Origin of the sequence: Metabacillus schmidteae, from assembly GCF_903166545.1 — a bacterium.
GTDB classification, from domain to species: domain Bacteria; phylum Bacillota; class Bacilli; order Bacillales; family Bacillaceae; genus Metabacillus; species Metabacillus schmidteae.
This window is the reverse complement of sequence record NZ_CAESCH010000002.1, coordinates 502,005-524,538: the sequence shown is the minus strand read 5'-3', so window position 1 is coordinate 524,538 and position 22,534 is coordinate 502,005. Positions and strand designations below refer to the sequence as shown.

Genomic DNA, 22,534 nt, shown 5'->3' with positions numbered 1-22,534 from the left:
CTATGTGGCCTTTTACTTTTATAGTGAAAAGAAAAAAACTTTTTATCCTATTAGAAGTAAAATGGAATATAGCAAAAAATGTTAAGAACAAATTGTTTCATGCTGATATAGTGTACTTAAGGCAGGTGAGGGATATGGATTATGTTGAATGTATACAACGGACGCTCGATTATATTGAAGAGAACCTTGACACACAAATGACGCTTGAAACATTAGCAGAGCTTGCTTGTTTTTCTCCCTTTCACTATCATAGGGTGTTTCAAACGATGGTGGGGGAATCTGTGATGGATTATATAAGAAAAAGAAGGCTAACATATGCAGCAGAGCGTTTATTTTATACAGATGAAAAAATTGTTGATATTACACTGGAAGTCGGCTTCCAATACCAGGAATCCTTCAATAGAGCATTTAAAAAAGTCTATGGAGTTTCACCGAAGCAATATCGTAACGCTACAAGCATATCCGGACCCTTACGTGGAAAAGCCAACTTAAAAACAACACATATATCAGGAGGAGAAAAGATGAAGCCCAAAATTGTGACGAAGCCTGCATTTCATGTTATTGGATACGAACTGATTACAAAGAATGAAAATGGTCAGAACAAGAAAGATATCCCTGAGTTTTGGCAGCAGTACATGCAAAATAAATTAGGCTGTAACATTCCAAATCCCATCCATAAAAATGAAGAACTTGGCATTTGCACAGATTTCAAGCCTGAAACAGGGGAGTTTGCTTATATTATTGGAATGGAAGTAGAGAAGGAAGCTCAAGCACCTGAAGGAATGGTGTACAAAAGTTTTCCTGAGCTGGAATATGCAGTGTTTACTACACCAAAGTCTAATGAGGAATTATTTACTTCTTCTATCCAATCCGCTTGGAATTATATTTTTACAGACTGGTTTCCACGATCAGGTTATGAACATTGCGGAGAAGTAGAATTTGAACTCTATGACGAACGATGCCACGGTTCGGAAAACATGGAGATAGACATCTATATTCCTATAAAAAAACAGCGTGTGAAACTATAAAAGTTAGTATCTTAACTTCCAATTTGAAATGATTTATATAGAAAGAAAAGCCCTACCTTATTGTTTGTATGGGCTTTTTATTAATGATTTTCTTGAGTATCTTAAAATTCTTTCGAAGAAAAAGGCAAAAAGAATTTAACTCCTCGCTTATTAAACGGCAAAACCTTCATATCAGCAATTAAATGACTGCTGTAGCTAAACAAGCATGTTAAAAAAATGCCTTTAATCCCAATGGAAGTTTGAAAATAATGAGCAATGAACGCAAAAAACCCAATTCCTATTAGTGAATGTGTGTAGCTTCGATGAGGGATAAAAGAAGCAATAGTAATATAGATCCCTAATAAGATAAGCCATATTTCTTGTAATGAAATTCCCCCCAAGAGCACTCCTAAACCTGTAATTGTTAGCATATGCCTTTGTTTTATTTTAGAGGCAATGACGATAATAGCTAGTCCGGCACCAATCCCGATCCATCTTTCTTGACCTATTCCTTCAAGCAACGTATATACAACCATCAGCAATCCAATTAATTGAGCCACAGATCGAATCATTGTATGTGATAACGTAATCCTATTGCTTAACTTCCCATCAATATCAATATCAGGAATCAATCCACATAACACACCAACCCCTACCAATAAAAAAGTTGTTGTTGGATCAGCTTGGACTGACTGGGCAACGACAAACCCTGTTCCAGCTCCTATTGTTGCATGTGCAGTTCCATTCAATATTCCCACCTATTTCTATGTAAAATTCATCAAGATATTATTATACATGAAAAGAACTAGGACTAAGTTCGTGTTTATATCGTTCTTTGCAAGGTATTTTTATAAAAAATCAACATTCTTTTATAAGCCTCAGTTCCCACTAAACAACCAATGATAGACATCCATTCATTATGGGACATAAACTTAATTCCGTAATAAATCGCGGTACTTATTAAAAGTTCTGTGAGGATAAATGATTTTATTGAAGAACAATGAATAACAAGAAAGAAGGACTGATCCGACAATTCACGCTCCATTCTTTTCGCCACCTTTTTATTTATACCTATGAGTATGTTTTTTGAGCACTGTCCTATTCATGGTGGCATTTCTACAATTGTTAAAACTATTGAAACAATTTTTAAACAATGTTTTTTCAGGATATTAATGATGTAAATCATACATAATAAAAATGGTGTTCACTCACCCACTTACTTTCGATGTGGAGGGAAATGACAATGAATATTCGTGAAGGCTTAATTCCGACTGCATTAGGTTCAGCTGTAACAGCAACTGGTTATGCTTTAAAACAAAAACGAGGCTCCAATAAGATGATAGCCAATACCGTTTTTGGATTCGGTTTAGCCCATGTAGTATTAGGTGCCATTGACCTTGTACAACATCGCCGTTAGTGTAGTGTAAGACGAGCATAATTTTTATGCTCGTCATTTTTAATGGTCCAAGGGGACAGGTCCATTGTCCCGCTCATGGTTTGCTATAGATTCATTTATACCATCAGCATTTTATTTGTGTAGAATCATGACGAACTTTGTCTAATCGGAGATAAAACTCTAGAATCGGAGATAAAATATTAAAAATCGGAGATAAAACTTCAGAATCGAAGATAAACGGCTAGTAATCGCAGATAAAATGGACTGAGGCCCATCGTTCCATTAGAGTTGTGTACGAAAATCTTAAAAAAAGAATCAGCTTCAAAACCGATTCTCCATTTTAACTGTAACTCCTCACATGATACACAGTTGCAACCCATTCCGAACCTTTTATAAAGAATAAAAGCAATATTAAGGCAAGCAACATATACTATTTAAAACAAATGAGGAGAGGATATGATGTTTGTTACTTTGTTATTACCGGTTATTGTACCTTATGGATGTCCTGTGACTTTTTTTGATCCGCGTGCCCATAATAACAGAAAAGCAGAATTCTTTATGTGGGCCACATCCGTTAGAGAAGAAAGTCAACAATATCAACAAGTACCCTTATTATTAAGTGAAGAGGTTGAAAAACACTCAGCTACTTTTATAGAAGGGCAACAAAAAATGCAATCCAAATTTGTTCCAAGTAGTGTGTCATAATACTTATAACTGTTGATATGGTAAGCATTTTTTAATATCAGCTAACATCCGCCGCTTCATGTTGCTGATCATTCTTCCCGAAATATCCTCTTAAAAAAATCGGAACAATAAACAAGATAAAAAATACTCGAAATAACTGATATGCTGCTACTAATGAAACATCTGCATTGATAGTATGGGCTGTGACACCCATTTCAGGCAAACCGCCTGGAGCTATACATAAAAAGGCAGTTGCCATCGTCATTGGATAGAAGATGTGTAACACATAAGCAAGGAAAAAGGCGAACCCTACAATTGAAAAACCTGTTATTAGTGTAATAGGTAATAATCTTTTCCAATCTCCCAGCATATTCACTTTCATACTTAACCCCAGGTAAACACCTAAACAAGCTTGAGCTATAATACTTACAGAAGAAGGCAATACGGGTGGTTCCATTCCTGTTACTGTTAAGATTGCTACTGAAAGGAGAGGTCCAATAATCCAGGGAGTTGGGCATTTATAGCGTACAGCTATTTTTGTCACTATAAATATGAGTGCAATAAAAAACAGTGTTTCCAAACCTATAGTTGCCTGCTCTGCTCCTGAGCTCTCTATTAACGGAGAAAACTCTTCTGTACTAGAAAATGTATGAATAGCTACGGTTGGTACTACAAATATGACTGTCAGCATTCTTATTGTTTGCATAAACGTCACAATAGTAGGATTTGCCCCTTTTATTTCTTCACTTAACACCACCATTTGCGATAGTCCACCTGGTGTAGTCCCCATTACAGCACTTGGAAAAGATGTGGTTGTGAATTTTGAGATGAAGATCGCCATCACTAATCCAAAACCGACCATGAGTGTTGTACTTATTATCATTGATGGAAACTGATGGACAATTTGTCTTGCACTTTCTGCCGTAAAAGATAAGCCCATACTATAGCCCAAAATAAATTGTCCTCCATTTTTAAAACCAACCGGCCAATTCAACTCTCTTTTCGTTAAGAGTTTCCATACCGATACAGCTGTTAGTGGACCTAGCATCCATGCCAAAGGAAGCTGAAAGAACTCAAATAATAGTCCCCCTACAAACCCGATAAGTGCTGTTTCTAAAAACTTGACCACCTACATCTACCCCCGATACGAAACCAATTCTCTATATGACAAAAAAAAACGACTCTTAGAGTCAAGCCTTCTCCCCCCTTGAAAGGTGAGGAAAATGTATAATCTCCTAAAAGAGTCAGTCTATGACTTAATATATTTAACTAGCTGCTTCTATAAACTGATCATTGAAATAAATAACGTGTGAGAGAACTTTACGACCTTTTATCTTTTTGATTGATTCTTTTGCTTCCTTCTCATCTTCAAATTCAAACATTTTAATTCGATCGTCAGTATAAACCGTTATAACCCACATTTACAATTCTCCCTTAAAAGTATCATTAAAAGTCTACAGTGCTGTAAACTTTCATGACTATCATAATTCCTGCTCTTATCAATGTAAATAATACAATTAATTATTTCATATTGTTCATTTTGTTCATAGTAAGACCGTTAGCTAATGAACTCCCATAAGCTCCTCATACATCATACTTTGTTCCTCAAGATACTTATATGTTTCGTCACTATTTTTATAAAAATCTTCCCACATATAATGGTCTAATGTTTTTTCCCAGGCCTTCGTTTTGACCATTTGACTGAAAACATGATCCCAAAATTCAATCTCTTCTTTTGACATATTAGGAGGCCCCATCACTCCCCTCCAGTGTTGAAACACAAGATCAATTCCTTCCTCTCTCCATGTTGGAAGTTCAGGTAATTCCTTCAATCTTTTATCTGAAGAAATGACAAGCAGCTTCACTTGATCAAGATCATCATATTTTTTTGCTTCTGAAATGGACATAGTGGTTACTTGTATTTCGTCTGAAACCAGTGCTTTGACTACTTCATCACTATTCTCATAGATTTTGAATTGCAGGTTATTAGGGTCAATTCCATACTGTTTACTTGCTAAAACAAATGAAAGCTGATCATCATTCCCCAATCTCGGAGAAATTCCTATTTTATATGTTTTAGGTGCTTGTTTTATTTCAGATAATAATGTTTTTGCGTGATTAATTTTAGAATGTTTTGCTACCATAACCACTTCCCATTCTTTCGCAAGAGTGGCAATCGGGGTAAAATCCTTAAATGTTAATTTGCTTTGACCTAGTAAATGATTTGTAATGATTAAGCTTGAATTTATCGCCAGTACATTTTCTTGTTGTTGATAGGTATATTTCCACCCTAATTCTCCCCCTGCACCAATCTTATTGATCACTTGTATATCCTGTAATAAGTTTTCCTGCACGAGAATCTCTTGGATGGCCCTAGCGGTTGAATCCCAGCCTCCGCCCGGAGAACTAGGTGCAATGATTGTCACTTCATCATCAACGTATTTTTTCATATCTTCCTCATTTGAACAACCGATCAAAAGCAGGAAAAATAGTGTCAATACAAGCAACGGTTTTGACTTCATGTTATTACCTCAACCATTATTTTTTTAAATAGTATTTTCTTTCAGGTCTGCCGACAATGCCATATTCATGCTTTGCTATACAAACATTAACGGAGACAAGATATTCCAAATATCTTCTTGCAGTTGTTCGTGAAGCACCCATTTTTTCTCCCATTTCCTCAATGGAGATTCCTGAGTCGAGAGTACTTAACACCTCTTTTACTTTTTGAAGTGTTAACCGGTCGACCCCTGACGGTAGATCTTTTTGATTTATTAATACCTGATTTGCTGATGTACCAAAGTACTGATCTACAATAGATTGATCAACTTCTTCACTGTTGTGAAGCAGCTTTTTTTTCATTTTATAGCTTTCAATTGTTTCGATAAACTTTTCCATTGTTACCGGCTTTAATAAATAATGAAATACTCCTTGACGAATTGATGTCTCAAGCATTGATTTTTCTGTTGCTGCCGTAATCATGATAATATCAATCTCCGGGTAATTCTCTCGAATATGCGGTAATAAATCAGTACCAAGACGGTCTGGCAAGTAGATATCCAATAAGACAAGATCAACTTTTTGTTCTTTTAATTTACGGATCGTATCCTCTGCATTCAACGCTTTGCCAACTACTCTAACGTCTGGTATTTTTTGTAGAAACCCTTCTTGTACTTGAGCGATACGAAAATCATCCTCTACAATTAACACCTTAATCATGTAGATTGTCTCCTTCTCTTTTTTGTATCTTTTTTGGAAGAAACACAGTAAAGATCGCTCCACCATGTTTACGATTTGTTACTTCAATGGTTCCATTTAAAGCTTTCACAATTTTCATCACGTTAAAAAGCCCATACCCTCTATGGCTCCCTTTTGTGGAGGAACCTATCGTGAACAAACTCTCAAACTGTTCAGAAGATATACCTGGTCCATTATCAGCTACCTCAATAATAATTTCATTGCCAATACCCATAATGGAGAATGTGACCATTTTCTCTGTTTGAGACATAACAGCTTCAAATGCATTATCGATTAGATTTCCTATAATGGTTATACTATCTGTTATTTCAATATGATCTGGAAGAGGGTCCACATAACTATCAACATCAATAATCAGCTCTATTTTCTTCTCTGATGCTTTTCCCAGCTTTCCTAGCAAAATAGCTTGTACATTAGGGTCTTGAATTTGATTAAATAAAATTTTGGTCTGATATTGATGGACAAAAGATTCTTTTTGAATAAAATCAAGTGCATCTTGATATCTTTCCAATTGCAGCAACCCTGATAATAAATATAATTTATTTGAATATTCATGTGTTTGGGCTCGCAGTCCATCGGAATATTCCCTAACTTCTGAAAGAGTCTCTACTAATTTTTTCAGCTCTGTTTTATCTGTGAAACTTGCTACAACACCAATGAACTGTCCATTTTCTAAAATAGGAATAAAATTAAAAATAAACACTTTATCATTGATTGCAACCTCAGCATGGTGAACGATTTCACCTGTTTCAAGGCCTTTGTCAATTTGTAGCGAAGGTAAGACTTCACTAATATGTTTATTATAATTTGAGTCACCTAGATTCAACATGTGTCTAGCTGACCGATTAATCATTGTGATAAACCCTTGCTTGTTTATGGCAACAATTCCTTCTTTTATTGAAAGCAAGATTGCATTTCTCTCTCTATACAGGGTAGCAATTTCATGTGGCTCTAAACCTAATGTGTCTTTTCTAATATTTTTTGTTAAATACACTCCGCCAATGATCCCTAAACATAACACAACAAGAGAGGCAAACAGGATGGTTTGTAGTTTCTTGTATAAATTTTCATAAATATCTTTTTCTAAAAATTCAACCGCAACTGTTCCTATAACTGAATTATAATGGTCAAAACTTGCAATAATCGGTACTTTCCCAACAAGCACGTCACCATTTTCCCGAACAACCTCAAAGTTATAAGAACCTCCGAAGGTAAGCACCTGGTCATCTGCATCATGATCATATTCTGTCCCGATCTGACTTTGGTCAGTATGTGAATAGATAATACTCTCCCGATCCTCTATCACAATATTTGATGCATGAATTTGATCTTTTACTTGTTCAGCAATTGGGCGGAAAGTTCCTTCTAATTCATTTTCTTCAATCGCTTCATGAAGCTCAGGCATAAGGGCAATCGTTTTAGCTGTTTGCAGAACTAGCTGTTCAACCTGGTTTCTAGAATCAATGTACAATACATAAGAGGTGATTCCGACTAATAAAAAGATGATCGTGACGATCAACCCAGTAATCAATGACAGTATTTTAAATTGTAACGGAAGTTTTTTATACGTTCTCATCTTCGCAACCTTTTTCTATGTTGTCTAAAAAACAAAAGCGCAAGCGCCTTGATCAGCCTAGGGCAAATAAGACGATTTAGAATAGAAGGCGTTCTTTGCCTTCAATTCTAAATTGGCTTATGACCTCGAGGGGCTAGGCGCTAGAGCTGGATGTCAAAGCGCTATCCACACTTTTCAATCCTAAAAGAGCAAAGGGTCAGACCCGTAACCCGAGTCAAACCCTTAAAGTTATTACTTATATATTATATGGAAATGACACCAATTACTATCGATACAATTAACATAACAAGGGACGTACCAACTGTCCATTTTAATGTGAATTTTTGGAAATCTCCAAATTCAACTTTTGACATCCCTACAAGTAAATATGTTGAAGCTACCAACGGACTTAATAAGTGGACCGGCTGCCCTACCAAGGAAGCTCTGGCAATCTCAACCGGATCAATGCCATAGGCTGTAGCTGCTTCTGCAATAATAGGAAGCATTCCAAAATAATAAGCATCGTTAGACATAAAAAAGGTAAATGGCATACTTGTTAAAGCTGTAATAATTGGCAGATATGAACCTAAAGCATCCGGTATTAATGCAACAAGACTATTGGCCATCGCATCCACCATTTTCGTGCCTGAAAGAATACCTGTAAATGCACCAGCTGCAAAAACAAGGGAAACAACCGCTAATACATTTCCTGCATGTGCTTTAATTCGTTCTTTTTGTTGATCCAAATTAGGATAATTGATCACAATTGCAATCGCAAATGCAATCATAAATAATGCAGGTAACGGCATAACACCCAAAATAAGACCAATAAGAAGGAGAACCGTCAGTGCAAAGTTCACCCATAAAAGCTTTGGACGTTTTTCCTTCGGTACTTCCATGGTTGCTGCAAGTTGATTAAATGACGGGTTATGGTGACTCGGTAACTTATCCAGTTCTAAAACGCCAACTCTTTTTCTTTCTTTCACGCCAAATAAATAGGCAACAAAAATAACCCACGCAGCGCCACCAATCATAGCTGGAATTAAAGGGATAAACACGTCAGACATATCTAAACTTAATGCGCTTACAGCTCTGGCAGTTGGACCACCCCACGGTGTAAGATTCGTTACACCAACTCCCATGATTGCAACACAAGGAAGAATTAAAGGATTCATTTTCAATCTTTGGTATAGAGGAAGCATAGCAGAAATGGTGATCATATACGTCGTTGTTCCATCTCCATCAAGAGACACAACCAACGCAAGTACAGCAGTTCCAACCACAATTTTCATCGGGTCACCTTTTACTGCTTTTAATATGGTGCCGACAACAGGATCAAATAACCCTGCATCTATCATTATACCAAAATACAAAATGGCAAACATTAGCATAACGCCTGTTGGAGCTAATTGATTAATTCCATCGATTAACATTGGACCTAAATCTGCACCAAACCCTCCAATAACCGCAAACAACACAGGAATAATGATTAATGCAATTAATGCCGAAAGCCTTCCTGTCATAATCAGATACATAAACACAAATACCATGAGAAAACCTAATATCGCTAACATAATAGCCCCCCTTTTATTGAACACGCTTACATAACGTAATAGTTTGAATAATTAAAATGTTATATTTACTATATACAAAGGGCTATTGAGGGTAAATATTACGTATTATTTAGACTTAAAAAACTATATGAATGTATTATTCTTTTTGTCTCTTATATCTTTTTTGTTCATTTTGTTCATGAATATATCTACTAATCCGTGACTAAAAAAGTCACTAAAAAGCCTATAGAATATCCTATAGGCTGCTAGGTTTCCTTTAACATTTACTTTGAATATCCACATATTTGTTTAAAGCATCAACCAAAAATTCCTTATTGTATCCAGTTTTCTCATGAATCTTTTCTACCCAATCATCGATACCAAGTAATTTAGGCTCTTCTATTAAACCGTTATTTGTACTTAAAAAACTTTCCCAATTGTAAAATTCCCAATGAGCTATCTCGGATTTCATTGGTATTCTACACTCCAGCAAAGGATTAGGGTGAATAAGATTTTGACAATGCTCCGCAGCTACTAAAAAGGAATGAAGATCGATTGGCTCTGTATGAAACATTTGTGAAGACACTTTGCCATTTGGTCTGTGGTAATGGATGTGCAATTGATGATCCTTCTCTTGAACTTGTACCTTGGCTGCCGGAAAATAACCTTCTACTTTTTCATTCGTATAGTCAGGGCTATTCCTATCAATTAAGATAGGACATAGCCATTGATCACCTAAATCACAAAAATACCTGTTTCCATCCTCATTAACCGCAATAACTGCCACATGTGTATGTTCAGAGTTTAGATCATGTCCAATTGGATATGCTTCAACACCATCTCTTTTAAATTCATCAAGTAGCCAAAGAGCCAGATCAAAGCAATTACCTGTAATTCCATATTGGTGGCGATGTTCCCGCATTAGAGATACATCACGTTGCTTCTTCTCATGTCCTTTAGCGTTATACCAAACTTTTGTTAATGTTTCCATCGGAAAGTTATCAAACTTCTTCCAAGTTGTAAGAATACTTTGAGTTGGATACATATGACACCTACTTTATAAAACTTAAATGGCTTTAGCTTTTAATATAAATCGATGTTGTTTTACATCAAAGAAACCATTGGATTGAATAGATTGATGAATCTCAAATAATTTCTTTTCATACTTTTCCATTTCAAAATCAGGTATTTGCCAGGGAATTGCCTTTAAGTAATAAACAAGTGCTCCGATATCATAAAAGCGCTGAATCGGGTACTCTTCTTTACTATACACGACTTCAAACCCACTTTGCTCAAGTTCCTGCCTTGCAACTGTTACATTCCAATTTTCAAACTCACGGTTTAAAGGTGCCTCTAATGCTTCGTTGATTCCCCAACAATCTGTTCCCCCAACTTGTTGCGTCAAAAACACACCATTTTTGTTTATCACTCTTCTAACTTCTTTAGGGGAATATGATTCATGTTTGTTTAAAATCAAACCGAATTGATGGTCATCAAAGGGCAAATTTTGATCATCTTCAATTGCTACAACTCTCACGCCTAAAGGCTCTAAACGTTTTTTCGCAATTTCTATATTAGGTTTGTAACCTTCTGTTGCAAAAATGGATTTAGGAAAAGGTCTCAGCATAGATAAAAATTCTCCTCCACCAGTCCCCATATCAAGCATTGAACTAGCAGAATCAATTAAATGTTTAGCCAAACTTCCATAAGACCATGAAAGGACATCACTCCTCACACGGTCAGTGTCTGTAATATATGAAAAATCCCAACCCGAAAAAGGCTTGCTTCCATCTTGTATTAATCTTAAAAACTGAAGATCTTTTTTCATCATTTTTCCCCTTATATTAATCTATGCTAAAAGATAGGCTTGATTTGTCTATTTCCTACAAAAATGTTGCATCCCCTACATCAACAAACATAGCTTCCCCCGTCATAGCTTCAATGGCTCTCACATGACCAACAGTTGCAGGGAATGAGGGTCTATAAGTTAGCTTGTAAATGGCTTTTTCATTTTCATCATACTCCCTGGAAAATCCCAACTCCATTTCTAACTGATTTCGATAGATTTCCTTTGCCTCATCCTTTGAAACCTTTGGGATTGTTTGAAGGAATGTGTATAGCTCTGAAGCTGGTATATCCAAGTCAAAATTTGTGATTTTACCTGTGAATTTACCTACCTCTAGAATGGACACGTGCGAATCGACCTTTATATCATGATGATAGAGATGGAAATAGAATGTATATGTTTGTTCATGTTCGATATATTCTTCTTCATCCATCTCTTCTATGTCAAGATCATCTTCAAATTCTTCAAAGTCTTCCTCCTCCTCGAATTCATCTTCGAATTCATCCTCAAACTCTTCTTCATCCCAATCCTCAAGAACCTCTAGCCGAAATCTTTCATTCGTATCCGGAAATAGCTTAAACATCAAATCCAGAGCATGCTTCTTAGCATTCTCTAAACTCATTTCATCTCCATCGTTTTCAAATTCCTCTCCGCTAATAACCCCAAGAAGATCCCCTGTTTCTTCGTCAAATTTAAGCTTTACAACATGATTTTCAAGTTCATCCATATCGAATGGTCCTGAAGCAACTGACTTGTTTTTTGTCCAAACCTCTGTTTTCTTTCCGTCTTCTTTTAAAACATCTAGAAGGTTATATTCTGGTGTGATTCCAACTAACTCATAAACACTCTTTTTCGGTGGATCCTGATAAGAAATTTCAGGTTCGTAAGTATTCTCCTCACGAATACTAAAGGGATCAGACCCATCAACAGGTACATCTGTTATATGCTCAATCAAACTGTAAGATAAGTGGTATTTTGAATCACCATTTTTATACACTTCATGATCATAATGTTCGATGATAAGAGCAAAGTCCAGCTGATCTATGTATTGCTCTAGTGCCTCTTCCTTTGTGATAATATGATTAGTGTTTTCAACTTCATACTCTTCTTCTGTGAAATGAAATTGGGTTACTTGTCCAGCTGTTGATACTGAAACGACAAATCCCATGCTATGCAAAAACAATCCGTAGGTTTCGTCTCTTTTTTCATAAACGACCATGTATGGATTATCTAGATCCAGAATGGCTGAAAGTTCGTATTCTTTCTTTGTTGGATGAAATGTTTTTAGAAATTTGTCTGCAATAGCTGCTATTTCTTCCTTTGACACATTTCCTTCTTCTGTTTCTTCTTCAAAAAGCGAGAAACTCACAAGTTCTTCATGTTCATCTAATGAAAAAGATCCAATCTGCTCGTCGGTACTGTCATCAATGATGTCAAAATCCGTTTCATCGTATTCTGAAACTTTAGCAAATGCTTTAGAAGGTAAAAAGGGGATTAGTTGTTCGAAAATGTTTTTCATTGGCTTCTCCATTCACCATAAATTTTTTTCACTTCCTGTCATACGATTTCTACCTTTTAAAAGTTTCAATTATATAAAAAAAGGATGACTATTCGAATAGAACAATCATCCGCTAAGGACTACATTTATTCATTTTAAATATATAATTTTGCTTTTCGTCCATGTAATACATAATAAAGTGGAATACATACTAAAATAACTGGCAGCATCCATAGGAAAATGGCGCGATATCCGACAAATGGAATGAATAACCCTAATAAATACGGTCCTAGTCCCAGTCCGATATCATAAAAAATAAAGTATGTTGATGTTGCAAATCCAAAACGATGCGGCTCTGTTACTTTTACCGCAATTGTTTGGGCAATGGAATTAAAGTTACCGAAACCAAGACCGATTAAAGCCGCAGCAACTAACAGCATCCAACTGCTGCTTGCATCACTAAACATATACATCCCAACGGCAAATAACCCGATACAAGGATAGACAATGATATTCGGTCCTTTTCGATCCATTAAACGCCCCGTAAAAGGACGTGTTAAAATCGTGGCAACGGCATATACAATAAAGAAAAAGCTTGCCGCATCAACCAAATGAATTTCTTCTGCAAAAAAAGATAAAAACGACATAACACCTGAATAAGCAAATCCTATTAAAAGGGCAATAAATGAAATCGGAATTGACTTCGGCTCCATGAATTTTGCAATAAATGAATTGTCTGTTTCTTTCTGCTCACTAGCCCGAAACATTGCCGGATCTAATTTCATAAACACTAATGCAAGAATCATAATGAGTGATAAGAATACATTAAACCCAAAAATATACGTATTTCCATTTTGAAATTTCATTAAGAATATCCCAATAAACGGCCCAATTGCAGTTGCGAGAATAACACTCAAACTGTAATAACCAATTCCTTCCCCTTTTCTTGAGGCCGGGAGAATTGAGGCAATAATCGTACCTGCAGCCGTCCCGATAATTCCCACAAAAGTTCCTTGTATAAAACGATTAAATAATAGAAATCCAATATTAATTTCAACAAAATATAAACATGCACTGGCGAAAAACAAGACAACACCCATCGTCAATATTTTTGATGGTCCTAATTTGCCAATGAATCGCCCGGTAAAGAGCCTTCCGACCAATGCACCAATGACATAAATACTTGAAACCAAGCCGGCAATACTGGTCGATACATGATAGGTTTCAATTGCATAGCTGGCTATTGTAACAATTAATAAATAAAACATTAATATCGATAAAAAATTAATTAATGAGATCACAATAAAATTTCTTGACCATATCTTATCCTTCATACTGCTTTAATCGCTCCTCCAACAACATTAACTGTTCTGTCCATTCTTTTACCGTTTCATCTGGAATTGGCTCTGTGACAAATGATTGAAGTTGCATGACTTTTTCCGATACTTTTTGGCAAAGAACGTGTCCTTCTTTTGATAGTGATAGATATTTTTGGCGTTTATCTTCACCGCTTGTGAATTCTAGTAAACCCTGTTCGTTTAACTTCCTGACTAGCGAAGATACAGTTGGTTTTTCAACTGACCATTCTTTGACGATATCCATGCTTGTACATCCTTCATTTTTATATACATGCTGTAAAACGAGCCATTGTACTGCTGTAATACCGTTTGCTGAACAAATATCTTGAAGATGGAATACATACAACTTATTAAAACGATAGATGGTTGAAAATAGATTCATGATGGCCTCCTTGATGGTTAGTATTACTAACTAACTATATGATAAGTTATTTTTTTTGTAAAGTTTTTAGCTCTGATATACAAATAAAAGGTAATTTTCACAAACTTTGTTTGTATTTAAGACAGATAACGATCTTTGCGAAAACAGCCTTGTTTTAAAAACGTTCTAAAACAATATTTATATTATTTTTCAAAACAGTCCGCTACCCAAACTTTCCAAAAACCTATATAAAAGGAGGAATTTGTTTAAGTAGTAAAGCCATTTTTATCTGCAGAAGAAATTTACAATCTTTGGAAACGAGTTATAATTAAGCGTTTTCATTTCTTGTTAACTTAACCGCCAACTTCTTAAGTTGACGGTTGTTTTGGAGTAACTAATGTTCCAGCCGGCTGCCCGAGGATTTCACCTTTCTCCATCACGATACTACCTCTTATTATCGTATATACAGGTGCTCCTTTTACCTTATAACCATTAAAAGCAGTGATTTTACTCTTACTATGTAGATCTTTCCTATTTATAGTAAATTCCTTTTCCATGTCAACAATTGTTAGATCAGCATCAGTCCCAACTTTTATTGCACCTTTATTCGGATAGATATTAAATAACTTTGCTGGACCTTCAGCTAGCAATCTCACAACATCATGAATAGATATCATTCCTTTATTAGCAGCATCCAACATAATAGGTACTAAGGTCTCTACTCCACACATCCCAGCTGGAATAGACCATAAATCACCGTCTTTCTCTTCCTGAGTATGTGGTGCATGGTCGGAGCATACGAGCGAGATCGTTCCATCCTTTATTCCTTGCCACAATGCATCTTGATCCTCTTTATATTTGATTGGAGGATATACCTTCATTTGTGGACCTATTTGATCGTAGTCTTCATCTGAAAGAAACAAATAATGCGGACATGTCTCACCTGTTATCGGATATCCTTGTTTTTGTGCTTCGCGAATTAGCTTTACCCCTTCTTTTGTACTAATATGTAAAATATGAAGTCTTGCACCTGTTTTTTTTGCCATTGCAATACCTGATTGAATTGTTAATTCCTCAGCTAAATTTGGACGTCCTTCAAGCAAATCTTGATACGTGCGACCTTCTCTTTTCTCAATCTTTTTATTTAAAGTATGTATTAAGTCATTATTTTCTGCATGTATGGCGAAAACCTGTTCAGTTTTAGCAACTTCTTCAAACATTTCAAATACTTGTCCATCCGTAAAAGGTGGGATGACATCTCTATCCTCTGGATTATAGTTATATATTAATTGAAATGTCTCAGAATGAACGGCATATCCCCAAAAAAACTTAAATCCTATTACTCCAGATTCATGAAGTTTCTTAAATTCCGATAGATTAAGATGTCCTAGACAGATTGCCCAAATTCCGTAATCAACGAAAGCTTTACTTTTTAGATTTTTGACCTGTTTATTGAAATTTTCCACATTATTTATAGGTGGATTTGTATTTGGCATTTCAAAAATTGTTGTCAATCCACCAACAGCGGCCGCTTGAGTTGAAAAGAGAAAATCTTCTTTATAGGTAGCTCCTGGGTCTCTTGAGTGTACATGTGTATCAATAAAACCCGGAAAAACAAGTTTTCCTTTCGCATCAATTGTTTCTTTTATTTCTGCTAAAAGTTCTTCACTTGTTATCGCTGCAATTTTTCCATTTTTCACATATATATTTCCCATTACTAATTCATCGGGCTTAACTATGAGTCCATTTTTAATAAGTAAGTCGAAAGGCATAATACACTCTCCTAACTTTTAGTCGATGATAACAGCTCCTATTAAATCATTAATATCTCTTATGTTATGTTGATCCATATACGTCTGAATTCCTTTAATAATGTCTTCCATTGCAAGTGGGTGAATGAAGCTGGCTGTTCCAACTTGAACTGCTGTTGCCCCCGCTAGAATCATTTCAATAGCATCATCACTAGTCATAACGCCACCACATCCTATAATTGGGATGGTTACAACTTTATCAACCTGATAAATAAGCCTTATAGCCACAGGCTTTGTTGCAGGGCCAGATAATCCCCCCATAACATTGCCGATTCGAGGCTTTCTAGTTTCAACATCAATTGACATAGCCAATAAAGTATTTGCAACAGTTAAGGCATTACTTCCACCCTCTTGTGCCGCAAGTGCAATTTCTTGAATACTCGTTACATTAGGTGAGAGCTTTGTTATAACCGGTTTATCCGTTACGTCTCGTACTTTCCTAACTAATTGATAGGTTAAATCTGCATCCATTCCAAAGGCCAACCCATTACCTTTTAAGTTAGGGCAAGATATATTTAACTCAAGAGCTGATACATTAGGATGTTTCGCAACAATATCTGCAATTTGAACAAATTCTTCTACAGATTCTGCTGATAAACTTGAAATAAGAGGGGATCGATATTGAGCAAAGAAAGGAACAACATTTTCCATATAATAGTTAATTCCTTTACTTTGAATTCCGATAGAATTGATCATACCTGCTGGTGTTTCACAAACACGGGGTGTTGCATTACCCGCTCTTTCTGATAATGTAATGCTTTTCGGTATAACTGCACCTAATCTATTAAAGTCAATGACCGAATCCATTTCAGGGCCAAATGCTCCAGAGGCAGGCATAATTGGATTTTGGAGACTAAGACCACCTATATCTACAGCTAATTTTTTCATGATATGACCACCTGTTCTAGAGGAAATACTGGCCCATCCACGCACACTCTTACACTTTTTGTGGTTGAGCCATCGTTAAGATCACACACACAAGCAAAACATACTCCCATCGCGCATCCCATATGTTCTTCTAAAGCAATTTCACCGGGGAGTTGTTCTCGTATAGCTACTTCTTGCATCAATCTAGATAATCTTTTCGAACCACATGTATACAATGCTTTTATGCGATATTTTTGAAGAAGCCCTTCTATTAAATATGTAACACTGTTCATATCACTTGTGCCTTCTTCATCCGTTACCTTGTGAACCTCTACTCCCATATCAGATAAATAATCTGCTGATAATAAATCATTCTGACTACGGGCACTTAAGATCCCTATTACTCTCCTATTATCCTCAATTGCCTTTTGTGCTAATGCCGCCAATGTTGCTATGCCAACACCCCTTGCTAAAAGGAGGATCGTATCATAGCCATCCTCAAGGTGAAAACCTTGTCCAAGTGGACCAAACATATCTAATATTTGACCTTCATTTAATTCTGCCAACTTCTTAGTACCAAGTCCTTTAACTAAATAAAGAAATTCAAGTGTTTGATTATATCGATCAATTTTATAAACACTAATTGGCCTTCGTAATAAAGGATACAACTGATTACTACATCGAAGATTAAAAAATTGCCCTGGTTCTATTTTTTCTTCTATTGAACTAATATCCACTTTTAAAAGATAGTAGCGGTCACTTACTTGCTTATTTATGAGAATTTCCACCTGATGTGCTTTCATAATTTCTTCTCCTTCTTTGAGCATAGCATTGCGTATGATAACACTACTTCCTTTAATAATTTTATCCCTGTAGAGATATCCTCTAACTTTGTGAATTCTTCCGGGTGGTGACTCAATCCATCTAATGAAGGAATAAAGATCAATCCAGTTGGCCAACGCTTTGCCATATTCATAGAATCATGTCCAGCACCACTTGGCATTGTCATATATTCTATATTCATGTTTTCACATAATTCTGAGAGAGAATATACGAGTGTTTTGTCCATCATGACAGGCACTTCTTCACTTTTCCATTCAATTACGACCTTTACATTACGGTATTTTTCTAATTGTTCAACCTTATCAGATACTTTCTTCCACACTCGATTTCTTGAATTGACATCCGTACTCCTAATATCAATTTTCAGATTGACTAGCCCAGGTACAATATTTATCGCACCTGAAAGTACATTCAAAACCCCAACTGTCGCAACTGTGCTCCACTTTCTTTCAACTACTGCCGCTTTTTCTACTTCTAAAGCTAATTCTGCTGCAGCTAACAATGCATCCTGTCGCTTTTCCATACTAGTTGTACCGGAATGAGCACTTTTTCCCTCAATTGTTAAAGACACTCTTAATGGAGCTGCAATTCCATCTACAATACCAATCGTTTTGTTATTCTCCATTAATCTATTTCCTTGTTCGATATGAAGCTCAAAAAAAGCTTTTAACTCTTTTTCCTCTCTTTTTGCTAAATGGATATTATCTAATTCAAGATTCTGCCTTTTAAGTGCTTCTTGTAGTGAAATATTATCTCGATCCTTCAAATGTGAAATGTCTGATTTTTTGAGGTCACCTGTCATCGCTTTACTTCCAAGTGTTGAGAAATTAAAACGTGAAGATTCTTCACAAGTAAAAGCAATCACTTCAATTGGATGAAATGTCTGAATAGCTTCCTCTTTCAACATTTCTATAATTTCTAACCCTGCAATAACACCAATTAACCCATCATATTTTCCACCATTGTAGACAGTATCTATATGTGAGCCTATCGCTATAGCAGGAAGGGAATGATCTACCCCTTCCCGACGGGCAATGACATTTCCGACTGAATCAAATCTAACATCCATGCCTAATTCTTCAGATTTTTTCTTAAAGAATTCCTTCGCCAGTTTCTCTTCCTTTGTATAAGTGATTCTACTTATTCCATTATCTGTATAGCCAAAAGCATTAAATTCATCTAATAATTTTCCAATTCTTTCATTATTCAAAAAAATCACCTCATTTTATTCCCACACTTCTTATATTTCTAAGATATAATAAAAATAAAGGTGATATCTTCGTCTATAAAGCTAACAAAACTAAGAATAAACTGTCTTATCAGACAAAGAATTAAACAACAGGTTGGCATGGCATCCTAACCAATTATTTTTAATAAAAACAAAGATGCATCAGGTATGTAAGTAATGATAATTAATGCTACGACATTAAAAACAAAAAACCTTAAAATGCCTGGCATCATTTCCCCCATTTTCATATTTGTTATTCCTTGAGTAACAAATATGTTAATACCAAACGGAGGTGTATACATTCCAATAGCAAGATTTGATATCATAATTACTCCCAAGTGAACAGGGTCAATCCCCATTGCTATAGCAGTTGGATAAATTAATGGCGCAACAATAATAATTGCGGCAACCCCTTCCATAAACATCCCTAAAATGAGTAAGACAATATTTAATATGATTAAAAACATAAAAGCTGTATCTACATTTGTTGTAATCCAAGTTGCAATTACTTGTGGAACCTGTCCTCTAGTAAGCATCCAACCCAGTACTTGAGCAGCAGAAACTAAAACCAGCACTTGTGCTGTTAAAACAGCTGAATCTACACACACTTTATAAAATTTTTTAAGATCCATTTCTTTATATACAAAAAAGCTAATTATTAATGCATATACTGCTGAAACTCCTCCGGCCTCAGTGGGCGTGAATATTCCAGAATATATTCCTCCAAGAATAATAACTGGGATTAACAAGGCCCATGCTGCCCTTTTAGTTGCACCCCATAATTCTCCCTTACTTGCCTTGGGATCTTTTGGTAAATTATGCTTCCTAGCATATAAGTAAATATAAATCATCGAAGATATCCCATAAATAATACCAGCCCCAATTCCTGCAATGAACAATGACCCCACAGATACACCTGTTACTGACCCAAAAATAATTAATGTAATACTAGGAGGAATAATTAGAGATACGGAACCTGCAGAAGCTAACAACCCAGCTGAGAACCATTTATCATATTTTCCTCGAATCATCTCAGGGTACATAATCTTCCCGATCGCAACCACTGTTGCAGGACTCGAACCCGATAATGCACCGAAGAACATACTGGATACTTGAGTTGTCATAGCTATTCCTCCAGTAATATGTCCGACCAGTGCACGAGACCAGCGCAAAATTCTACTCGATAGTCCCCCAACCTCCATAATATTTGCCGCTAAAATAAAGAAGGGCAAAGCCATTAATGCAAATTGATCGATACCTCCAAACAGACGTTGAATTAAAATCATAGGATTAATGTCAGTTAAAAATATAACTGTTAAAAAAGAAGCAATCCCCATTGCAACAAATATAGGTGTACTGGTAAATAAGAAGAAGAAAATTAAAGCCATTAATAATATGATCATTTTTGATTCTCCTCTGTTTGCATAGATTGACTTTGATTCATGAAACCTTTTATCCGAGAGAAGGTATTTACTAGTAAATGAATGATTGATAAAGTAGCCCCAACTGGTATTCCAAGATAGATCCAATACATTTTTATCTGTAAAGAAGGAGTTATCTGACCAGAATCCACACTAAATCTTACAAGTTCTATACCATAGAAAAGTAGAAATATCATAAAAATAATAGAAATAATATTTACAAATATTCCAAATAACAGCTTCCATCTCGATGAAAGATATTCAAGAAAAAAATCAATCCCCACATGTAAGCCACGACTAAAACAGACGCTTGCTCCAATAAAAGTGATCCAAATCATGACATAACGAATAAATTCCTCAGCCCATGTTGTATTAGCTTGAAAAAAGTAACGAAGAACTATATTAACAAATAAAACAAATGTGGCTACGATAATTCCCATCCCTATTAATCCTTCTTCAACGCGTTTCATGATTCTCATCATTCCCTATACCCTCCTCATTTTTGAAATTATCTAATGACGTCGCTTTAAAAGTAAAACAAGGAATAAACAACAACATTGTTGTCAAATTCCTTGTTTTTAGGTACATCACTTAATTACTTCCAGTTTCATCAATCGCCTTATATAGCTTATCAAGCATCTCTAGTTGATCTGGTTTGTTATAAACTTCTTTATGCATTTCTCGTGAAACACTACGGAAGGCTTCAATTTCTTCATCAGTAAGCTTATAGTAGTTAATGCCTGAATCAATTATTTTCTGACGATACTCATCTTCAACCTCTGCCAATGCTTGTCGAGCTGCAGTATGACCTTCTGCTTCAGCCTCTAGTAGAACATCTTGCAAATTTTTAGATAAACCATTAAACCAATCTTGATTTGCCATTAAAACATATGTCATCGTACCATGATAGCTATCTATCACATTTTTTTGTACTTCATGATAGTTATTAAGGAAAATGGTTTGTAATGGATTCTCTTGACCATCCACAACACCTTGTTGAAGAGAATTATAAACTTCGGCATAAGGTACTGGAATAGCTGTCGCTCCCCATGTTTTATATTGCTCTATTAATAAAGGAGATTCCATAACTCGCATTGTCATACCTTTGAAATCTTCTGGTTTATGAATCTCTTTTTCTCCGGTTGTAAATAATTTGAACCCTCCTGGCCAATAACCAAGACCTTTAAAACCACCTTTCTCTAAAGTTCCTAACAGCTCTTGTCCAACTTCACCATCCAGAACTTTATAGGTTTGTTCATTACTAGGTGGCCATAAATAAGGTAGATCAATTACTTTAATGTCATCAACAAATGGTGTGACAACTGCTGTAGGTTGCATCGTTATATTGATTTCTCCCATTTGAGTACCTTCAACCTGTTCTCTCAAACTACCAAGTTGTGAAGCCGGGAACACATTGACCTTCACTTTCCCATCCGTTTCTTCTTCCACAATTTGTTTAAACTTCTCTGCCCCTACATGTTCGGGACTTTCAATTGGTTGATTATGACTAAATGTAATTTCTACCTCTTCAAACTCCGCTGATCCATCACCTTTATCATTACTTCCTGATTCCACCTTCTCACTATTCCCACAAGCAGCAACCATCAAAAAAAGAATCATAGTTAACATTAAAATCAAATACTTTTTCATCTTATTCCCCCAATTTATCAATGTTTTTTATCTTCTTCTAATGTACCTTTTAAAAGGTTGTTCTATTAGACAAAAAGAATTGATGTTTTTTGTCTGTTGCAACGATGAATCTTCGTTACTGAAAAATAAAAGAAGCAGACATATATTAGGGTCTGCTTTTCTTCAAATATATCTTTTTTAACGTCTTTAAATACGATA

At 35.7% G+C, this 22,534-nt stretch carries 23 protein-coding genes; 3 read left to right on the top strand and 20 right to left on the bottom strand.

The window, feature by feature from the left end; genetic code table 11:
• Positions 1-134: 134 nt before the first annotated feature.
• The gene (locus HWV59_RS23330) at positions 135-1,028 is read left to right on the top strand and encodes an AraC family transcriptional regulator (RefSeq protein WP_175640456.1); all 894 of its coding nucleotides are present in this window, start codon (positions 135-137) and stop codon (positions 1,026-1,028) included.
• A 101-nt stretch (positions 1,029-1,129) separates the two neighbouring features.
• Here the strand turns inward: HWV59_RS23330 and HWV59_RS23325 are convergent, their stop codons facing one another.
• Positions 1,130-1,765 (bottom strand): metal-dependent hydrolase, encoded by a 636-nt coding sequence (locus HWV59_RS23325; protein ID WP_328824368.1) that lies wholly within the window; start codon positions 1,763-1,765, stop codon positions 1,130-1,132.
• A 65-nt stretch (positions 1,766-1,830) separates the two neighbouring features.
• Positions 1,831-2,052: a hypothetical protein gene (locus HWV59_RS23320; RefSeq protein ID WP_175640454.1), complete on the bottom strand. Its 222-nt coding sequence runs from the start codon at positions 2,050-2,052 to the stop codon at positions 1,831-1,833.
• Positions 2,053-2,250: 198 nt separating this feature from the next.
• Here HWV59_RS23320 and HWV59_RS23315 point away from each other — a divergent pair, with 198 nt between their 5' ends.
• Entirely contained in the window at positions 2,251-2,424 is a 174-nt protein-coding gene (locus HWV59_RS23315; protein ID WP_026559180.1) for a hypothetical protein, read from the top strand.
• A gap of 438 nt (positions 2,425-2,862) precedes the next feature.
• On the top strand, positions 2,863-3,108 hold the full coding sequence (locus HWV59_RS23310; protein WP_175640453.1) for a hypothetical protein: 246 nt from the start codon (positions 2,863-2,865) through the stop codon (positions 3,106-3,108).
• Between the two features lie 37 nt (positions 3,109-3,145).
• On the opposite strand, the gene HWV59_RS23305 is transcribed toward HWV59_RS23310, so the two are convergent.
• The 18 genes from HWV59_RS23305 to HWV59_RS23220 form a co-directional block, all read right to left on the bottom strand.
• Entirely contained in the window at positions 3,146-4,216 is a 1,071-nt protein-coding gene (locus HWV59_RS23305; RefSeq protein ID WP_175640452.1) for an AbrB family transcriptional regulator, read from the bottom strand.
• Between the two features lie 136 nt (positions 4,217-4,352).
• Positions 4,353-4,508, bottom strand: a complete 156-nt coding sequence (locus HWV59_RS23300; protein ID WP_175640451.1) for a hypothetical protein — start codon at positions 4,506-4,508, stop codon at positions 4,353-4,355.
• A 141-nt stretch (positions 4,509-4,649) separates the two neighbouring features.
• A complete protein-coding gene (locus HWV59_RS23295) occupies positions 4,650-5,609 on the bottom strand; it encodes a tripartite tricarboxylate transporter substrate binding protein (RefSeq protein ID WP_175640450.1) in 960 nt (319 codons plus the stop codon).
• 16 nt (positions 5,610-5,625) lie between these two features.
• A complete protein-coding gene (locus HWV59_RS23290; RefSeq protein WP_102228468.1) occupies positions 5,626-6,306 on the bottom strand; it encodes a response regulator in 681 nt (226 codons plus the stop codon).
• Positions 6,299-7,921, bottom strand: a complete 1,623-nt coding sequence (locus HWV59_RS23285) for an ATP-binding protein (RefSeq protein ID WP_175640449.1) — start codon at positions 7,919-7,921, stop codon at positions 6,299-6,301. Before HWV59_RS23285 ends, HWV59_RS23290 begins: the two co-directional genes overlap by 8 nt.
• 242 nt (positions 7,922-8,163) lie before the next feature.
• Positions 8,164-9,474, bottom strand: coding sequence for a CitMHS family transporter (locus HWV59_RS23280; RefSeq protein WP_175640448.1), 1,311 nt, complete (start codon positions 9,472-9,474; stop codon positions 8,164-8,166).
• 256 nt (positions 9,475-9,730) lie between these two features.
• On the bottom strand, positions 9,731-10,498 hold the full coding sequence (locus tag HWV59_RS23275; RefSeq protein WP_175640447.1) for a hypothetical protein: 768 nt from the start codon (positions 10,496-10,498) through the stop codon (positions 9,731-9,733).
• Positions 10,499-10,519: 21 nt separating this feature from the next.
• Entirely contained in the window at positions 10,520-11,281 is a 762-nt protein-coding gene (locus HWV59_RS23270) for a class I SAM-dependent methyltransferase (protein WP_175640446.1), read from the bottom strand.
• Positions 11,282-11,336: 55 nt separating this feature from the next.
• Positions 11,337-12,818 carry a YcdB/YcdC domain-containing protein gene (locus HWV59_RS23265; protein WP_175640445.1) on the bottom strand — a complete coding sequence of 494 codons (1,482 nt, stop codon included), beginning with the start codon at positions 12,816-12,818 and terminating at the stop codon, positions 11,337-11,339.
• Positions 12,819-12,952: 134 nt separating this feature from the next.
• Positions 12,953-14,131 carry an MFS transporter gene (locus tag HWV59_RS23260; RefSeq protein ID WP_102233179.1) on the bottom strand — a complete coding sequence of 393 codons (1,179 nt, stop codon included), beginning with the start codon at positions 14,129-14,131 and terminating at the stop codon, positions 12,953-12,955.
• Positions 14,121-14,537, bottom strand: a complete 417-nt coding sequence (locus HWV59_RS23255) for a MarR family winged helix-turn-helix transcriptional regulator (RefSeq protein ID WP_175640444.1) — start codon at positions 14,535-14,537, stop codon at positions 14,121-14,123. The genes HWV59_RS23260 and HWV59_RS23255 overlap by 11 nt, the downstream gene beginning before the upstream one ends.
• A 347-nt stretch (positions 14,538-14,884) precedes the next feature.
• Positions 14,885-16,288: an allantoinase AllB gene (allB, locus tag HWV59_RS23250; RefSeq protein WP_175640443.1), complete on the bottom strand. Its 1,404-nt coding sequence runs from the start codon at positions 16,286-16,288 to the stop codon at positions 14,885-14,887.
• A gap of 18 nt (positions 16,289-16,306) precedes the next feature.
• Positions 16,307-17,215 (bottom strand): dihydroorotate dehydrogenase, encoded by a 909-nt coding sequence (locus HWV59_RS23245; RefSeq protein WP_175640442.1) that lies wholly within the window; start codon positions 17,213-17,215, stop codon positions 16,307-16,309.
• Positions 17,212-17,997, bottom strand: a complete 786-nt coding sequence (locus HWV59_RS23240; protein ID WP_175640441.1) for a dihydroorotate dehydrogenase electron transfer subunit — start codon at positions 17,995-17,997, stop codon at positions 17,212-17,214. Before HWV59_RS23240 ends, HWV59_RS23245 begins: the two co-directional genes overlap by 4 nt.
• Positions 17,994-19,247: a M20 family metallo-hydrolase gene (locus tag HWV59_RS23235; RefSeq protein WP_175640440.1), complete on the bottom strand. Its 1,254-nt coding sequence runs from the start codon at positions 19,245-19,247 to the stop codon at positions 17,994-17,996. Before HWV59_RS23235 ends, HWV59_RS23240 begins: the two co-directional genes overlap by 4 nt.
• Before the next feature lie 146 nt (positions 19,248-19,393).
• Positions 19,394-20,668 carry a TRAP transporter large permease gene (locus tag HWV59_RS23230; protein WP_175640439.1) on the bottom strand — a complete coding sequence of 425 codons (1,275 nt, stop codon included), beginning with the start codon at positions 20,666-20,668 and terminating at the stop codon, positions 19,394-19,396.
• On the bottom strand, positions 20,665-21,168 hold the full coding sequence (locus tag HWV59_RS23225) for a TRAP transporter small permease (protein WP_175640438.1): 504 nt from the start codon (positions 21,166-21,168) through the stop codon (positions 20,665-20,667). The genes HWV59_RS23230 and HWV59_RS23225 overlap by 4 nt, the downstream gene beginning before the upstream one ends.
• 109 nt (positions 21,169-21,277) lie before the next feature.
• Entirely contained in the window at positions 21,278-22,336 is a 1,059-nt protein-coding gene (locus HWV59_RS23220; protein WP_175640437.1) for a TRAP transporter substrate-binding protein, read from the bottom strand.
• Positions 22,337-22,534: the final 198 nt, after the last annotated feature.